At 77.5% G+C, this 15,730-nt stretch carries 10 protein-coding genes; 3 read left to right on the top strand and 7 right to left on the bottom strand.

Annotated elements, in window-relative coordinates; genetic code table 11:
• Positions 1 to 73 precede the first annotated feature (73 nt).
• Positions 74 to 2,026, top strand: a complete 1,953-nt coding sequence (locus ACFY07_RS14780) for a dolichyl-phosphate-mannose--protein mannosyltransferase (RefSeq protein WP_390869002.1) — start codon at positions 74 to 76, stop codon at positions 2,024 to 2,026.
• Between the two features lie 155 nt (positions 2,027 to 2,181).
• A complete protein-coding gene (locus ACFY07_RS14775; RefSeq protein WP_390869001.1) occupies positions 2,182 to 3,837 on the top strand; it encodes a penicillin-binding transpeptidase domain-containing protein in 1,656 nt (551 codons plus the stop codon).
• Between the two features lie 42 nt (positions 3,838 to 3,879).
• Here ACFY07_RS14775 and ACFY07_RS14770 read toward each other — a convergent pair whose 3' ends face one another.
• The 5 genes from ACFY07_RS14770 to ACFY07_RS14750 form a co-directional block, all read right to left on the bottom strand.
• The gene (locus ACFY07_RS14770) at positions 3,880 to 4,737 is read right to left on the bottom strand and encodes a N,N-dimethylformamidase beta subunit family domain-containing protein (RefSeq protein ID WP_390869000.1); all 858 of its coding nucleotides are present in this window, start codon (positions 4,735 to 4,737) and stop codon (positions 3,880 to 3,882) included.
• Between the two features lie 129 nt (positions 4,738 to 4,866).
• Positions 4,867 to 6,624, bottom strand: a complete 1,758-nt coding sequence (locus ACFY07_RS14765) for a hypothetical protein (protein WP_390868999.1) — start codon at positions 6,622 to 6,624, stop codon at positions 4,867 to 4,869.
• A 277-nt stretch (positions 6,625 to 6,901) separates the two neighbouring features.
• On the bottom strand, positions 6,902 to 7,585 hold the full coding sequence (locus tag ACFY07_RS14760) for a response regulator (protein WP_390868998.1): 684 nt from the start codon (positions 7,583 to 7,585) through the stop codon (positions 6,902 to 6,904).
• A gap of 35 nt (positions 7,586 to 7,620) precedes the next feature.
• Positions 7,621 to 8,997, bottom strand: a complete 1,377-nt coding sequence (locus ACFY07_RS14755; RefSeq protein WP_390868997.1) for a sensor histidine kinase — start codon at positions 8,995 to 8,997, stop codon at positions 7,621 to 7,623.
• 75 nt (positions 8,998 to 9,072) lie between these two features.
• Positions 9,073 to 10,500: an APC family permease gene (locus tag ACFY07_RS14750; RefSeq protein WP_390869111.1), complete on the bottom strand. Its 1,428-nt coding sequence runs from the start codon at positions 10,498 to 10,500 to the stop codon at positions 9,073 to 9,075.
• A gap of 327 nt (positions 10,501 to 10,827) precedes the next feature.
• On the opposite strand from ACFY07_RS14750, the gene ACFY07_RS14745 reads away from it, so the two are divergent.
• On the top strand, positions 10,828 to 12,474 hold the full coding sequence (locus tag ACFY07_RS14745; RefSeq protein WP_390868996.1) for a DUF2079 domain-containing protein: 1,647 nt from the start codon (positions 10,828 to 10,830) through the stop codon (positions 12,472 to 12,474).
• A gap of 331 nt (positions 12,475 to 12,805) precedes the next feature.
• Here the strand turns inward: ACFY07_RS14745 and ACFY07_RS14740 are convergent, their stop codons facing one another.
• The gene (locus ACFY07_RS14740) at positions 12,806 to 14,272 is read right to left on the bottom strand and encodes a penicillin-binding transpeptidase domain-containing protein (RefSeq protein ID WP_390868995.1); all 1,467 of its coding nucleotides are present in this window, start codon (positions 14,270 to 14,272) and stop codon (positions 12,806 to 12,808) included.
• Entirely contained in the window at positions 14,269 to 15,588 is a 1,320-nt protein-coding gene (locus ACFY07_RS14735) for an FtsW/RodA/SpoVE family cell cycle protein (protein WP_390868994.1), read from the bottom strand. The genes ACFY07_RS14740 and ACFY07_RS14735 overlap by 4 nt, the downstream gene beginning before the upstream one ends.
• Between the last annotated feature and the right edge of the window lie 142 nt (positions 15,589 to 15,730).

Genomic DNA, 15,730 nt, shown 5'->3' with positions numbered 1-15,730 from the left:
ACCCCGGGCCGGGCCGGGACTCCGTGCGCACCGGACCGGCCCGCCCGCGGCGGCCCACCCCTACGATGTGCGGGTGAGCGGTGACAAGGCGACAGGAGCCCCAGCGGGCGGTGACCCCACCGGCGGCGGCGCGGGCACGCCGGGCGCACTCCCGGCGGACGGCCGGGCCGCGTCCGGCGGCGGCGCGCCCGGCGGCGCGCTGCTCACCGGCGAGCGGTCCGGCGGGGCCGGCGCGCCCGGCGCGGACGGCGGGCCCGGTACGGACGGCGGGCCCGGGGCCGAGGACGGCGGGCCCGGGGCCGAGGACGGCGGGGGGCCGGGCCCGGCCTGGCGGCGGGCCCTGGCCCGGCACGGGTACTCCGGGCCGGACCGCGTCCCGCTGCGGCACCGGCTGGTGCCGCCCATGCCCGGCGGCGCGCCCGCCGGGGACGCGGCCGCGCTCCCCTCCTCCGGCGCGGCGCTGCTCGCGGCCCGGATCCCGCCGGGGCTGTGGCTGTGGCTGTGCCGCTGGTCGGGCTGGCTGGGGCCGCTGGCGGTGGCGCTGTTCGCGGGGGTCCTGCGCTTCGCGGACCTGGGCAGCCCCAACGCGGTGATCTTCGACGAGACGTACTACGCCAAGGACGCCTGGTCGCTGCTGCACCTGGGCTACGAGGCGAACTGGCCGGAGGACGCCAACAAGGACATCATCGCCTCGCCGCAGACCGTCCCGCTCTCCTCGCAGGCCGCATACGTGGTGCACCCGCCGGTCGGCAAGTGGGTGATCGCGCTGGGCGAGTGGGCCTTCGGCCTGCACCCCTTCGGCTGGCGGTTCGCGACGGCGGTGCTGGGCACCCTGTCGGTGCTGATGGTCGCCCGCATCGCCCGGCGGCTGCTGCGGTCCACGCTGCTGGGCTGCACGGCGGGGCTGCTGCTGGCGGTGGACGGCCTCCACTTCGTGATGAGCCGCACCGCGCTGCTGGACCTGGTGGCGATGTTCTGGGTGCTGGCGGCGTTCGGCCTGCTGCTGGTGGACCGCGACCGGACGCGGGCGCGGATCGCCGACGCACTGGGCGCCACGGCGGACCACCCGGACGCCGACCCCGACGCGGCGGTCGCCGCCCGGCTGAACCTGGGGTGGCGCCCGTACCGGCTGCTGGCCGGGGTGAGCCTGGGCCTGGCCTGCGCCACCAAGTGGAGCGGCCTGTACGTGGTGGCGGCGTTCGGCGTCATGGCGGTGCTCTGGGACCTGGGCGCGCGCCGCACGGCCGGCGCCCGCCGCCCGCTGCTGTCCGTGCTGCGCCGGGACGCGCTGCCGGCGTTCGCCTCGCTGGTCGTGGTGACGGTGGGGGTGTACCTCGCCTCGTGGGCGGGCTGGTTCGCGAGCAGCGCGGCGCCGGGGAAGGGCGGCTACTACCGGGACTGGGCGTCGCAGCACCCGGGCGGCGCGACCTGGGTGCCGGGCCCGCTGCGGAGCCTGTGGCACTACCACTCCGAGGTGTACGGCTTCCACGTCAACCTGCACTCGCCGCACACCTACCAGTCCAACCCGTGGAGCTGGCTGGTGCTGGGGCGGCCGGTCTCGTTCTTCTACGAGTCGCCGAAGCGCGGCGAGGCGGGCTGCCGCGTCCAGGAGTGCGCGCGCGAGGTGCTGGGGATCGGCACGCCGCTGCTGTGGTGGGCGGGGCTGGTCGCGCTGGTGTACTGCCTCTACCGGTGGGCGCTGCGGCGCGACTGGCGGGCGGGGGCGGTGCTGTGCGGGCTGGCCGCGGGCTACCTGCCGTGGTTCCTGTACCAGGACCGCACGATCTTCCTCTTCTACGCGGTGATCTTCGTGCCGTTCCTGGTGCTGGCGCTCACCATGATGATCGGCGCGATGGTCGGGCCCCCGCGGGCGAGCCGGGAGCGGCGGATGGCCGGCGGGGTGGTGGCCGGGCTGCTGGTCCTGGCGATCGCGTGGAACTTCCTGTACTTCTATCCGATCTTCACCGGGCAGACCCTCCCCATGGACGACTGGCGCGACCGGATGTGGTTCAACGCCTGGATCTGAGCCCTGCGGACCCGGCGGCCGGGTCCGTACGGGTCCGCCGGGGTTCGCGCGGTTTCGCAGGCGGGCCTGTTGAACGCGTTCAAGGGAACTGCTGCGCCCACGGACGAACACGCCTACGATCGCCGGGTCACCGTTGGTTCGCAGGGGGAGCAGCCGTGGGCAGAGCGGCGAAGGTCACGGTCGGGGCGGTCTGCGCCGGGATGCTCTCGGTCGCCGGGTACGGGGTCGCGAACATCGCGGGGGCGCTGACCGGAGGCCACCGCGGGAGCGCTCCCGCCGCCCGGGCGACGGCCACGGGCGACGGCCGGCAGACCGCGTCCGGCGAGGCGCCCTCGGCCGGCCAGGCCCGGCAGGCCGCGCAGTCCTTCCTCGCCGCCTGGGCGAAGGGCGACACCGCGGACGCCGCCGGACTGACCGACGACCCCGCCGCCGCCGCGGACGGCCTGGCCGGCTACCACGACGACCTGCACCTGGACTCCCTCACCCTCGCCCTCACGGCCGGAACCCCCGCCGCCACCCCGCTGCCGGGCTCGGTCGCGGTCGGCTTCCACGCCGGGGCCCGGCTGTCCGGCCTCGGCACCTGGGCGTACGACGGGACGGTGCGGGTGGTGCGGACCACCGACGGCGGGGCGAAGGTGCACTGGTCGCCCTCGGTGCTCCACCCCCGCCTGACCGGCCAGACCGCCCTGCGGGCCCGGGACCTGCCGCCCGCCCCGCCGCGGATCACCGACCGCGACGGGAGGCCGGTCGACGCCTACCCCTCCCTGATGGCCCTCGCGGGCGACCTGCAGGAGGCGCTCCGTGCGCGGCCCGACGACGGCACCCCCGGCAAGGGTGTGGTGATCGCGGGCGCCGAGAGCGGCGACACCCTGGCGGTCCTGCACACCTTCCGGAAGTCGAGGCCCGGCCGGGGGCTGCGGCTCACCGTCGACGGCCGCCTGCAGGCCGCGGCCGAGCGCGCGGTCGCCGAGCAGGGCCGCGGCGGCAGCCGGCTCGCCTCCCTCGTGGCCGTCGAGGCCTCCACCGGGCGCATCCTCGCGGTGGCCAACTCCCAGCCCTTCAACGCCGCCTTCCAGGGCGCCACCGCCCCCGGCTCCACGATGAAGATCGTCACCGCGGCCGCGCTGCTGGAGCACGGCGTCTCCCCCGGCGCCGCCGCCCCCTGCAGGGCGCACCTGTACGTGGACGGCAAGGAGTTCCACAACGTCGAGGGCAGCGCCATCCCCGGGGCCACCCTGCGGGACGACTTCGCCGCCTCCTGCAACACCGGCTTCATCGCCCTGCGCGACCGGCTCGGCGACGGCGACCTCGCCGCCGAGGCCCGCGACGTCTTCGGCCTCGGCATGACCTGGCACACCGGCGTGCCCAACCGGGACGGGCAGGTCCCCCCCACCGGCGGCGACGAGGTGGAGAAGGCCGCCGACATGATCGGCCAGGGCCGGGTCCAGATGAACCCGCTGGCCATGGCGTCGGTCGCGGCCACCGTCCGCTCCGGCGTCTTCCACGAGCCGGTCCTGCTGCCGGACCTCCCCCAGCAGCCGGCCGCCCGGCCGCTGCCCGCCCGCGTGGCCGCGCAGCTGCGCGGCATGATGCGGGCCACCGCCGTGCGCGGCACCGCCGCCGGGGTGATGGCCGGCCTCGGCGGGACCGTCGGCGCCAAGACCGGAACCGCCGAGGTGGGCCGGGCGACCGACAGCTGGTTCACGGCCTACCGGGACGGCGTGGCCGCGGCGGCCATGGTGCAGGGCGGCGGCCACGGCTCGGCCGCGGCGGGCCCGGCGGTGCGCGCCGTCCTGGCGGCGTCCCGCTGAACCGGCCGGGAGGCCGGCCCGAGGGGCCGGCGGCCGCCGCGGTCAGGCGCCGTAAACCTCGTGCAGGTTGTCGGCGGCCGGGTGGGTGCGGCCGGCCGGTCCGGCGGCGAAGGCCCGCAGCACGTTGGCGGTGACCCGGGTGGTGAAGGCGCCGGTGCGCCCGTCCAGGCCGTGCCGCACCCCGGGCACGCCCGGCCCGGAGGCGTCCAGCGACTCCACCCACCGCATGGTGCCGGTCGCGGAGAGGCCGGAGCCGCCCGGCCGGGCGCCGTACGCGGAGTCGCTGTGGCTGCGGGTGCCGTTGCAGACCAGCGGGGAGTGCGCGAGCACCTCCAGCGGGCGCGGCGTCGGCGCCTGCGGCGTCACCCGGTCGTACTCGACGCCGACCAGCGCCCGGAAGGAGTCCCCGGCGCGCACGCCGGTGCCCTCGAGCACCCAGTGGTCCGGGCGGGAGACCACGTACGGGGCCTCCACCGGGTAGCCCTCGTAGAGGACGCCGGTGAGCGAGCTCTCCGGGTCGGGCGCCGGGTCGCGGCGGAAGTCGTTGGTGACCAGGGCGTGGTCGCCGCAGGCGTAGGCCGGGTCCTGCCGGTAGTCGGCCTTGCAGCAGACGGCCAGGCGGTGCGGGCCCGCGGCGGTGGGCTCCAGGCGGATGCGGCGGAAGCAGGAGTTGGCGCCCAGCACCGCGAGGTTCGCCCCGGCGTCGCGCGCGCGGGCGGTGCGGGCCCGCTCCGGCCGCCGGACCGAGGAAGCGGCGGCGGTCCGCCGCGCGGGAGGCGTCGCCGCCGTCGTCGTGCCGCCCGTTCCCCGCGGGTCCGTCCGGCGCCCGTCCGTTCTCGGCCCGCCCGTCCACCGCCGCTGCCGCCTTCCGTGTCCGCCCGCGGGGGCCTCCCGGGACACCGTCGCACCGGGTCGGACAGGACGTGTCCCGCGGGCCCCGCGACGTCACCCCTGCGGGTCGCGGTTGCGCCGGATGCCGGGCGCGACGGCGGGAGCCGCGCGCCGGGCGGACCGGTCGGGGCTGCGGGGCTACGGGGCGGCGGGGGCGCGCAGGTCCAGCGGCGGGCGCGGCACCGGGACCACCGCCGCCGCGTCCTCCGCGGCGGCCCGCCCGGGGACGGGCCGCCCGGGGACGGGCCGCCCGGGGACGGGCCGCCCGGGGACGGGCCGCTCGGGGACGGCCCGGTCCACGGCGGCCCGCCGTCCGGCGCGGGCCGCCAGGCGCGGCCACAGGGCGATGAGCGCGGGCAGCGCCAGGTAGCCGAAGCGGCCGGCGGGGGCCAGCAGGAAGGCGGTGGCCAGGCCGACGGCGAGCTGGTCGGCCGCCTGCACGGCGGTGAGCGGGGGCCGCAGCAGCAGCCGGGCCGCGACCGCGCCGCCGCCCAGGCAGAGCAGCACCAGGCAGGTCGCGCTGCCGCCGGGGGCGTACGCGGCGATCAGCCGGCCCGGCAGCGGGCTGGCGGCAGGGGTGTGGACGGCGGTGAGTCCCAGCGGGAAGCGGACCACCTGCTCCAGTATCGCGCCGGGGTGGGTCAGCGCCGTCGGCAGCACGGTCGCCGCCGCCCCCGCCACCGCGATCGCGGCGCAGCGCAGCGCGGCCCGGCGGCCGTGGGCGGCCAGCAGCAGGACGGCCGCGACCGGCAGGGCCGGCCACGCGGTCCACTTCAGGGCGCAGGCCAGGGCGAGGGCCAGGCCTGCGGCGGCGGCGCGGCCGCGGGCCGCCAGGGCGAGGGCGAGGACGCAGAAGCCGGTCAGGGGCAGGTCGACGCCGCCGACCGCGAGCGGGAGGGCGACCAGCGGGGAGGCGGTGAGGACGAGCAGGGGCGAGGCGGGGCGCGGGGCGCCGGCCGCGCCGGCCGCGGCGGCCGGGGTGCCGTGCGGCCGCAGCAGCCGCCAGGCGGCGACGGCGCAGAGGAGGAAGGCGGCGGCGAACCAGAGCCGGGCGTCGCCGAGCAGGCCGGTCAGGCCGCCGTCGCCCGCGGTGACGTCGGTGGTGGCGTCCCCTCCGCCGAGCAGGGCCCGGGGCAGGCCGAAGAGGGCCATCGCGGGCAGGTAGGGGTTGTAGTCGGTGACCACGGCGGGGTCCGCCAGATAGGGGCTGCCGGTGTGGAGGAGCAGCTGGGCCGACCGCTCGACGACCCCGACCTCGGACTGCCGGTGCCCCTGGAGCGCCAGCACGGCGAGGGGCAGGACGACGGCCCCGGCGAACGCGGTCAGGGCGGCAGTGCGGGCCCCGCGGGCGCGGGGCAGCAGGCCGACGGCGAGCGCGGCGGCCAGGTAGGCGGCCGCCGCGAGCAGGCCCCAGGTGCGCTGGTTGGCCAGGCGGGAGGTCAGGGGGAAGGCGGCGGCCCAGGCCGCGGCGGCCAGACAGGCGAGGACACGGGCGCGGCGGCCGCCGGCCGCCCGGGTGCAGGCGGCGAGCGCGGAGCGGACCGCGGGGGACGCGGCCCGCACGGCCGGGGTCCGCGGGAGGGGCAGGGCCCGCACGGCGGCCACGGCCCGCAGGACGGCGGGCAGCGCCCGCGCGGCGGCCGGGGCGGGCACGGTCCGCGGGGCGGGGCGGGCCGGGCCGGGCCGGGCGCCGCCGGCGGCGCGGGGGGAGGGGACCACCGGTGCGGGCCCCGGGAGCCAGGGGCCGGGCATCCGGCGCGGCGGTGCGGTGCGGGCGGCCGTGAGGGCCGCGAGGGATTCGAGGGATTCGAGGGCCGCGGGGTGCGGGGTGCGGCCGGTCCCGGGCCTGCGGAGGGCGGCGGCGTGCAGGCGGCCTGGCAGTCGGGTGGTCACCATAGCCGGTCACGCTATGCAGGGGGCGGCCGCGGCGTCGTCCCGCTGGAGGGGGTATCGGCTGTACCCCTACGGGTTGACCCGGGGCGTCCCACCGGACCCGGTGCGTCCGGTTCCGTGCCTGTGCGTCCGCCCGCCGTCGCGCCGCGTGACGGCGGCGCCCCTCCCGGCGGCCTGCGGCCGGCCCGCGCCCGGTCCGCGTCCCGGCGCGCCACGGCGCGTCCCGGCCCGGCGGACCTCGGCGGGTCCCGGCGCGCCCCGCCCGGCCGCGGCGGTCGGCTCAGCACTCGCCGCCCGGGGGCGGGGTGAGGCCGTTCTCGTACGCGAAGACCACCGCCTGGGTGCGGTCGCGCAGGCCGAGCTTGGCGAGGATGCGGCCCACGTGGGTCTTCACGGTCTGCTCGGAGAGCACCAGCCGTTCGGCTATCTCGGCGTTGGACAGGCCGCGGGAGACCTCGCGGAGCACGTCCAGCTCGCGCTGGGTGAGCGCGGCGGCGGCCTCGGGGCGCAGCGCCCCGTACCGGCGGCGGCGGGCGAAGTCGGCGATCAGGCGGCGGGTGACGGAGGGGGCGAGCAGGGCCTCGCCGCGGGCGACCACCCGCACCGCGTCGATGAGGTCGCGGGCGGGGGCGTCCTTGAGGAGGAACCCGCTGGCGCCGAGGGCGAGCGCCTCGTAGACGTACTCGTCGAGGTCGAAGGTGGTGAGGATGAGGATGCGCGGGGCGCCGGGGTCGGTCTGGTCGCCGATGATGCGGCCGGTGGCGGTGAGGCCGTCCATGCCGGGCATGCGGATGTCCATCACGACGACGTCCGGCCGCAGCCGGGCGGCGGCCTCGACGGCCTGGAGGCCGTCGCCGGCCTCGCCGACGAGCTCGATGTCGGGGGCGGAGGAGAGGAGTGCCCCGAGGCCGTCGCGCACCATCTCCTGGTCGTCGGCGAGCACCACTCTGATCGTCTGCCCCACGGGGTCCTCCTGCTGCGGTCCGCCTTCTGCGGCTCTCAGTCTCCCTCCCCGGGGAGGCCCGTCTGCTCGCGGGGCTCGGGCCGCGGCGGGCGCCGGGGCAGCGGGCCGTGGCGGCGCACGGCGGCCAGGTCGACGGGCAGCTCGGCCCGCACCTCGAAACCGCCGCCGGCGCCGCCGCGCGGCCCGGCGCGCAGGGTGCCGCCGAGCATGGCGACCCGCTCCCGCATGCCGACCAGGCCGTGGCCGCCCCAGGCGGCGTCGGGGACGGGCGGGCGGCCGTGGCCGCGCCCGTCGTCGCTGACCCGCACCACCACCGCGTCGCCGCGCTGGACGACCTCGACCTCGACCCGGGCGCCGGGGGCGTGGCGGCCCGCGTTGGACAGCGCCTCCTGCACGATGCGGTAGGCCGAGACGTCGACCCCGGCGGGCGGGGTGCCGGAGGCGAGGGTGAGGGAGAGGTCGACCTGCATGCCGGCGGTGCGGGCGGTCTGCACCATGTCGGGGATCTGCCCGATGCCGGGCTGCGGGGCCAGCTCCAGGTCCTCGTCCTCCTCGCGCAGCAGCCCGATGACCCGGCGCATCTCGGTGAGGGCGGTGGTGGACGCCTCCCGGATGGCGGTGAAGCTGCGCAGCGCCTGCGGCGGCAGGCCCGGCGTCTTGTAGGGGGCGGCCTCGGCCTGGATGGCGACCATCGACATGTGGTGGGCGACGACGTCGTGCAGTTCGCGGGCGATGCGGGAGCGCTCCTCCAGCACGGCCTGCCGGGCGAGGTCGCGGCGGCGCTGCTCCTCGGCCTGGACGAGGCTGCGCTCGGCCTCGCGGCGGGAGTGGATGGCCTCGCCGAGGAGCAGGACGAGCGTGGTGATGAAGACGGCGACGGCCAGCACCAGCCAGGACAGGCCGGTGAGCGGCACGGCGGGCAGCAGGACGACGAGGAGGACCACGGCGATCGCGCCGAGGGAGATGCGGCGGCCGTAGGTGATGGCGCAGCCGAAGACCAGCATCAGGTAGGCGGCGCAGCCGGCCGCGGGCCACGGCCAGAACGGCTCGGGGATGCGGGGCGACTCGGCGAGGACGGTGAGCAGCATCCCGGCGGTGGCGATCCGCCAGGCGGTGAGCGGCCGTACGGGGGCGACGAGCAGCGGCAGGACCTGCAGGCTGCACAGGGCCCAGGCGAGGCCGGCCGGCACCAGGGTGGAGAGCTGGGCGGCGGCGGCGACGGCGAGGAGGAGGACGCCGGCGGCGGCGGGCACCGAGAGGGCCTTGCGCCAGAACGGGAAGGCGGGCCCGGCCAGCCGCATCGGCCGGTCCGGGGCGGACCAGGCGGCCTGCCGGACCAGGTCGAGCACGCGGGCCGCCCGCCGCAGGGCGCGGGCGTGCGGCGGACGGGGGGCTGCGCCGGTGGTGTCCATGGTGGGGTCAGCGTAGGGCCCGGGGCGGCCGCGGGGGGCGCCCCGGGCGCGCGGGGTCCGGGTGCGGGAGGGGGTTCAGCGGCGGGGCGCCGGGGCGGGCGCGGCGGGGGCCGCCCCGCGGCGGGCGAGGCGGGAGTGCCGGATGCCGTAGCCGAAGTAGAGCAGGGCGGCACCGGCCAGCCAGACCCCGAAGAGGGTGAAGGTGAGGCCGTGCAGCCCGTAGATCAGGTACGCGCAGAAGGCGACGCTGAGCAGCGGCACGACGGGGTAGCCGGGGACCTTGAAGCCGCGGTCGAGGTCGGGGGCGGTGCGGCGGAGCACCATCACGCCGACGGAGACGACGGCGAAGGCGACCAGGGTGCCCATGCTGGTGAGGTCGGCGAGGACGTCCAGTGGGACGAAGGCGCCGAGCAGGGCGACGCCGGCGCCGACGACGACGGTGTTCCACACGGGGGTGCCGGTGCGGGGGGAGACCCGGGCGAAGCGGGCGGGCAGCATGCCGTCGCGGCCCATGGAGTACAGGATCCGGGTCTGGCCGTAGAGGACGACCAGCGTGATGCTGAAGATCGACACGATGGCGCCGAGGGCGAACATGGTGGAGGGCCAGGTGCTGCCGGTGACGTCGCGCAGGATCTGGGCGAGGCCCGCCTCCTGGCCCTCGAACCGCTGCCAGGGCTGCGCGGCGACGGCGGTGAGGGCGACGCCGACGTACAGCAGGGTGACGACGCCCAGCGAGATGAGGATCGCCAGCGGCATGGTGCGCCGGGGGTCCTTGACCTCCTCGCCGGCGGTGGAGACCGCGTCCAGGCCGATGAAGGAGAAGAAGATCGACGAGGCGGCGGCGCCGATGCCGCCGATGCCCAGCGGCGCGAAGTCGCTGAGGTTGCCGGAGTGGAAGCCGGTCAGGCCGATGCAGACGAAGAGCACCAGGATGGCCAGCTTGACGGCGACCATGGCGGCGTTGACGCGGGCGGACTCCCGGGCGCCGCGGACCAGCAGCACGCAGCACAGGGCGACGAGGACCACGGCGGGCAGGTTGACGTAGCCGCCGTGGCCGGGCGGCTGGGCGACCGCGTCGGGCAGGGTGACGCCGAGGACGTCGTGGAGGAACTCGTTGAGGTACTGCCCCCACGTGACCGTGATCGCCGAGGCGGAGACGCCGTACTCCAGCAGCAGGCAGGCGCCGACGCCGAACGCGGCGGCCTCGCCGAGGGTCGCGTAGGCGTAGGAGTAGGACGAGCCGGAGACGGGGATCGCGGAGGCCAGCTCGGCGTAGCAGAGCGCGGTGAGGCCTGCGGTGACCGCCGCGATGACGAAGGAGAGCACGACGGCGGGCCCGGCCTCGGGCACCGCCGAGCCGAGCACGAAGAAGATGCCGGTGCCGACGGTGGCGCCGATGCCGATGGAGGTGAGCTGCCACAGCCCGATGGAGCGGCGCAGGCTGCCCCCGGTGGTGACGCCGCCCTCGGCGACGAGTGCGGAGACGGGCTTCCTGCGCAGCATGCGCTCGCCGAGGGGGGTGGTGCTGGGCACGACGTGTTTCCTTCGCACGGGGGGCGGGGCCGGCCGGGTCGCGGGGGCGGTACCCGGAGAAATCGGCACTGTCGTCCATGAACAGTGCAGATGTTTTTATTATACGAATCATTGCATGAAAACACGGCGGCCCGTGCAGGGCTCCCCCGCCGGGCGCCCGGGAGACGGGGAAAGCCGGAAAAGGCGGCTGCTAGGTTCTGAGGCCGATGGGGCAGCCACCTGCGGGGAGAAGGCACCGGAGCATGGGCGAGCGGAACGTGCGGGGCGGGAACGGCGCGGGCCCGGGCGGGGGACGGCATGTCCCTGCCTGCTGAGAGCACCGTGCCCGGCCGCACCGCGGTACGCCTGCCGCGGCAGGCGGGCCCCGGCCCCCGGGCGGCGGCGCGGCCCGCGCCCGGGCCCGCACCGGCGCCGTCGGCCCGGCGGGCCGCCGCCACGGCGGCGCTCTGCTTCGCCCTGACCGCGGCGATCGGCCTGCAGTCCTGGCTGACCGGCCGGGTCGGCGGCTTCGACCTCGGCATCTTCGACCAGGGCGTCCGCAGCTACGCGCACCTGCAGCTGCCGCACTCGGCGATCAAGAACGTCCACCACGGGTTCCCGGCCGGCTTCTCCCTCCTCGGCGACCACTTCTCCCCCGTCCTGGCGCTGCTCACCCCGCTGTACTGGGTCTGGGACGACCCGCGCATGCTGGTCCTCGCCCAGTCCGCGCTCTTCGCCGCCGGCGTCCCGGTGGTGCGGCGCATCGCGGCGCACTGCCTGGCGGCGCGTCCGGGGGCGGTGTCCGCGGCCGCCGACACGGCCGGGCTGGTCTACGCGCTGGGCTGGCCGCTGTGCACGGCCGCGAGCGTCGGCTTCCACGAGGTGGCCTTCGCCGTCCCGCTCACCCTCCTGCTCCTGGAGCGCGGCCTGGCCCGGCGGTACCGGTCCGTCCTGCTCTGCGCCGCGCTGCTGGCGTGCACCAAGGAGGACCTGGGACTGGTCGTCGGCGTGTACGGCCTGGTGCTGGCGGCGCGGGCGCACCGGCGCGGGGACCGGCGCGGCACCGCCACCGGGGCGGTCCTCCTCGCCGCGGGCCCGCTCTGCTCGGCCGCCGCCATCCGCTGGGCGGTGCCGGCCTTCGGCGGCCGTCCCGACTACTACTGGAGCTACGGGAGCCTGGGGCCCGACGGCGGTTCGGCGCTCGCCCGGATCCTCGCCGACCCCGGCGTCCTCCTGCACACCGCCACCACGCCGCTGATCAAGCCGGCCCTGCTGCTGTGGCTGCTCGGCACGCTGCTGCTCCTGCCGCTGGGCTCCGCGACCGCCCTGCTGGCCGTGCCGCTGCTGGCCGAGCGGGTGCTCTCCGACAACCCCAACCACTGGCCGGCGACCCACCACTACGACGCCTTCGTCTGGCCGATCCTGCTGGTCGCCTCGGTGGAGGTGCTCGGGCGGCTGGCCGGCGCCGGACGGCCGCGGCTGCGGCGCGCGGGCCGCGCGCTCGCGGCCGGTGCGGTCGCCTGCAACCTCGCCGCCACCTGCTGCATGGGCCTGTACGGGCTGGCCAACCCGCGGATCTGGAAGCCGCGGCCGGACCGCAGCGCCCTCGTCCGGGCGGCCGCGCTCATCCCCGACGGCGCCTCGGTGGAGGCGGACAACAACGTCGCCCCCCACCTGACCCCGCGCACCGACGTCGTCCTCGTCGACGCCGTGCCGCACGGCCGGGAGTACGTGGTGATCCGCAGCGGGGTGCGGGCCTTCCCGTTCGCCGACGTCGGGCAGCAGCAGGAGCGGATCCGCCTGCTGCTGGCCCACGGGTACGAGACGGTGTGGAGCGGGGACGGCGTCGTCCTGCTCCGCCGGACGCGGACCGAGCCCATCCCCGGCATGCGGGACCCCGCCTCCGGCGGGCCGGTGCGGGACGTCGTCCCGCCGGACGTGGGGAGGAACCTCTTCCGGGGGTGAGCCGGCCCGGGTGCGGGCGCCGGGGTCCGGGGTCCGGGCGGGACCGGGACCGGGACCGGGACCGGGACCGGGTGACGGTGCGCCGGCGTCCGTGCCGGGCGGACGCCCCGGCCGCCGCGGCGGGCCCGCGGGAGGGCGCGGCCCCCTTTCCCGCGGCCTCCCGGAATTCCGGGGAAGGCGGCGTCCGGAACGGCGCGGGGGAATCCGGGAATTCCCTTGGCGGGGGCCCGGGTGACGCCGCGGCGGAATTCCCGGAATTCCCGCGCCGCGACGGCGGACGGGCCCGGGCGCCGCACGGAAACGGCTGCGTCCGACGGTGGATGACCTCGCGTCAGCGGCCCCGCAGGGCCGCCTGCATCACGTCCCGGGCGATGGGCGCGGCGAGCCCGCCGCCGCTGATGTCGGCACGCCGGGCGCCGCTGTCCTCGACCACCACCGCGACGGCGACCCGCGGCGCCGCCCCCTCCCGGCCCGCGTACCCGATGAACCAGGCGTAGGGGGTGCCCCGGTTGGCCACGCCGTTCTGCGCGGTGCCGGTCTTGCCGCCGACCACGGCCCCCGGGATCTGCGCCCTGGTGCCGGTGCCCTCGGTGACCACGTCCTCCATCATCGAGCGCAGCTCGGCGGCCACCCGCGGGTCGACGGCCTGCCGGTACGTCCGCTCCGACTCGATGGCGACGGCGGTCCCGTCGGCCCGGGTGAGCCGGTCGACCAGGCGGGGCGCCATGATCCGGCCGCCGTTCGCGATCCCGGCGGCGACCATGGCCATCTGCAGCGGGGTGGCCCGGGTGTCGTACTGGCCGATGGAGGAGAGGGCCAGGCGGGCCGGGTCCATGCGGGTGTCGAAGACACTCCGGGAGACCGCGACCGGCACCCGCAGCCGGGGGTCGTTGAAGCCGAACGCCTCCGCCGCGGCCACCATGCGGTCCAGGCCGAGGTCGACGCCGAGCTTGGCGTAGACGGTGTTGCAGGACCGGGCCAGGGCCAGCCGCAGGGTGGCGTCGAGGCAGCCGGGGGCCTCGTTGGTGAGCTCCCGGTCGGTGTCCGGCAGCCGCAGCGGCTCCGGGCTGTCGGTGGGCACGTCGGGGTCGGCGCCGGCCGTCAGCGCCGCCGCGGCCGTGACCACCTTGAAGGTGGAGCCCGGCGGGTACGTCTGCCGCAGCGCCCGGTCCAGCATCGGCTGCAGCGGGTCGGCCTGGAGCGCGGCCCACGCCCGGCGGACGGCGGCCGACGACCCCGCGAGGCTCCCCGGGTCGTACGACGGCGTGCTGACGAGGGCGAGGATGCGGCCCGTCGCCGGCTCGACGGCGACGACCGCACCGCGCTTGCGGTCCATCGCCCGGTACGCGGCCTGCTGCACCGCCCCGTCGAGGGTGGTCACCACGTCGCCGCCTCGCTGCGGGGCGCGGGTGACCGCGTCCCAGGGCGCGAAGACCGCCAGGCGGGGGTCGGTCCCGGCGAGGACGTCGTCCTCCACGCCCTCCAGCAGGGTGTTGCCGTAGATCTGGGAGGAGTAGCCGGTCGCCGCCGCGTAGACGGGGCCGTCGCGGTAGGTGCGCTCGTACCGGAACATGCGGCCGTCCGCCCGCGAGCCGGTGACGGGGCGGCCGTCGACCAGGATGTCCCCCCGCGGCTGCGCGTAGCGGGCGATCGCCGCGCGCCGGTTGGCCGGGTTGTCGTCGTACCGCTGCGCCCGGAGCACCTGCACCCGGGTGGCCTGCACCAGCAGCGCCACGATCAGCAGCAGGCAGAAGGTGCCGGCCCGCCGGCCCGTGACGGAGATGCCCGGCCGGCTCACCGGGGCACCGCCGGGCGCCGCGCGGCGTCGCTCATCCGCACCAGGAGCGCCACCATCACCCAGTTGGTGACCACCGACGAGCCGCCCTGGGCCAGGAACGGCATGGTCATCCCGGTGAGCGGGATGAGGTCGAGCACGCCGCCGGCCACCACGAAGACCTGGAGGGCGACGATCCCGGCGAGCCCGATGGCGAGCAGCCTGCCGAACGGGTCGCGCAGCGCGATGCCGGTCTTGAAGCCCCGGCCCACCAGCACCGCGTAGAGCAGCAGCAGCGCGGTGAGGCCGGCCAGGCCCAGTTCCTCGCCGACGGTGGCCAGGACGAAGTCGGACTTGGCGGCGAAGCCGATCAGGATCGAGTGCCCGCGGCCCAGGCCCGTCCCCAGCAGGCCGCCCGCGGCGAACGCGAAGAGCGACTGCGCCAGCTGCCCCGCGCCCCGCCCCGCCTCGATGGACGCCGTCGGGTGCAGCCAGTCCTCGACGCGGCCGTGCACGTGCGGCTCCAGCAGCCCCACCGCCACCGCGGCCGCGGCCGACAGCAGCAGCCCGATCGCGATCCAGCCGCTGCGGGCGGTGGCGACGTACAGCAGGATCACGAAGAGGCCGAAGAAGAGCAGCGAGGTCCCCAGGTCGGTCTCCAGCACCAGCACGCCGACGAAGACCGCCCACACCACCAGGACCGGCCCCAGCACCCGCCCCCGGGGCAGCTGCCAGCGCCAGATCCGCCGTCCGGTGAGCGCCAGCGCGTCGCGGAACGCCGCCAGGTAGGCCGCGAAGAAGACCGCCAGCAGCACCTTGGCGAACTCGCCGGGCTGGATCGAGAAGGAGCCCACCGTGATCCAGATGTGCGCCCCGTACACCGTCGGGAAGAAGACCGGCAGGACCAGCAGGACCAGCGCCGCCAGGGCGCTGATCCAGGCGTACCGGCGCAGCAGCCGGTGGTCGCGCACCGCGAGCAGCACGGTGACGAAGAGGGCGACGCCGGTCGCCGACCACAGGAGCTGGGTGGGGGCGGCCTGGTCGCCGGGCGTCGCCCGGTCGAGCCGGTAGATCACCACCAGTCCGATGCCGTTGAGCAGCAGCGCGATCGGCAGCAGCAGCGGGTCGGCGTAGGGGGCGCGCCAGCGCACGGTCGCATGCGCCAGCAGGGCCAGGACGCCGAGCGCCGCGCCGTAGCCGCCCGCGCCGGCCGGCACGCCCCTGTCGATGGCCGCGCCGACCGCGACGTACCCGAGGACGGACACCCCGACCGCGGCGGCGAGCAGCAGCAGTTCGGTGGTGCGCCCGGTGGGGACGCGGACGGCGGGCGGTGGGGCCATGGGCGGGTCCGTCCTCTCGGCGGAGGGGCGCGGCGGAGGGACGGTCCGGACGGCCGCCCGGGCTGGGACGCCCGGACGGAGGCGCCCGGAGGGGGCGGCTGCCTCCCGGGAACGGGGAGCGCCCCGGGGCGGAGGCGCCCCG

It is taken from the genome of Streptomyces sp. NPDC001380 (assembly GCF_042895785.1).
In the GTDB taxonomy this organism is placed as follows: domain Bacteria; phylum Actinomycetota; class Actinomycetes; order Streptomycetales; family Streptomycetaceae; genus Peterkaempfera.
This window is presented reverse-complemented; position numbering and strand designations above follow the sequence as displayed.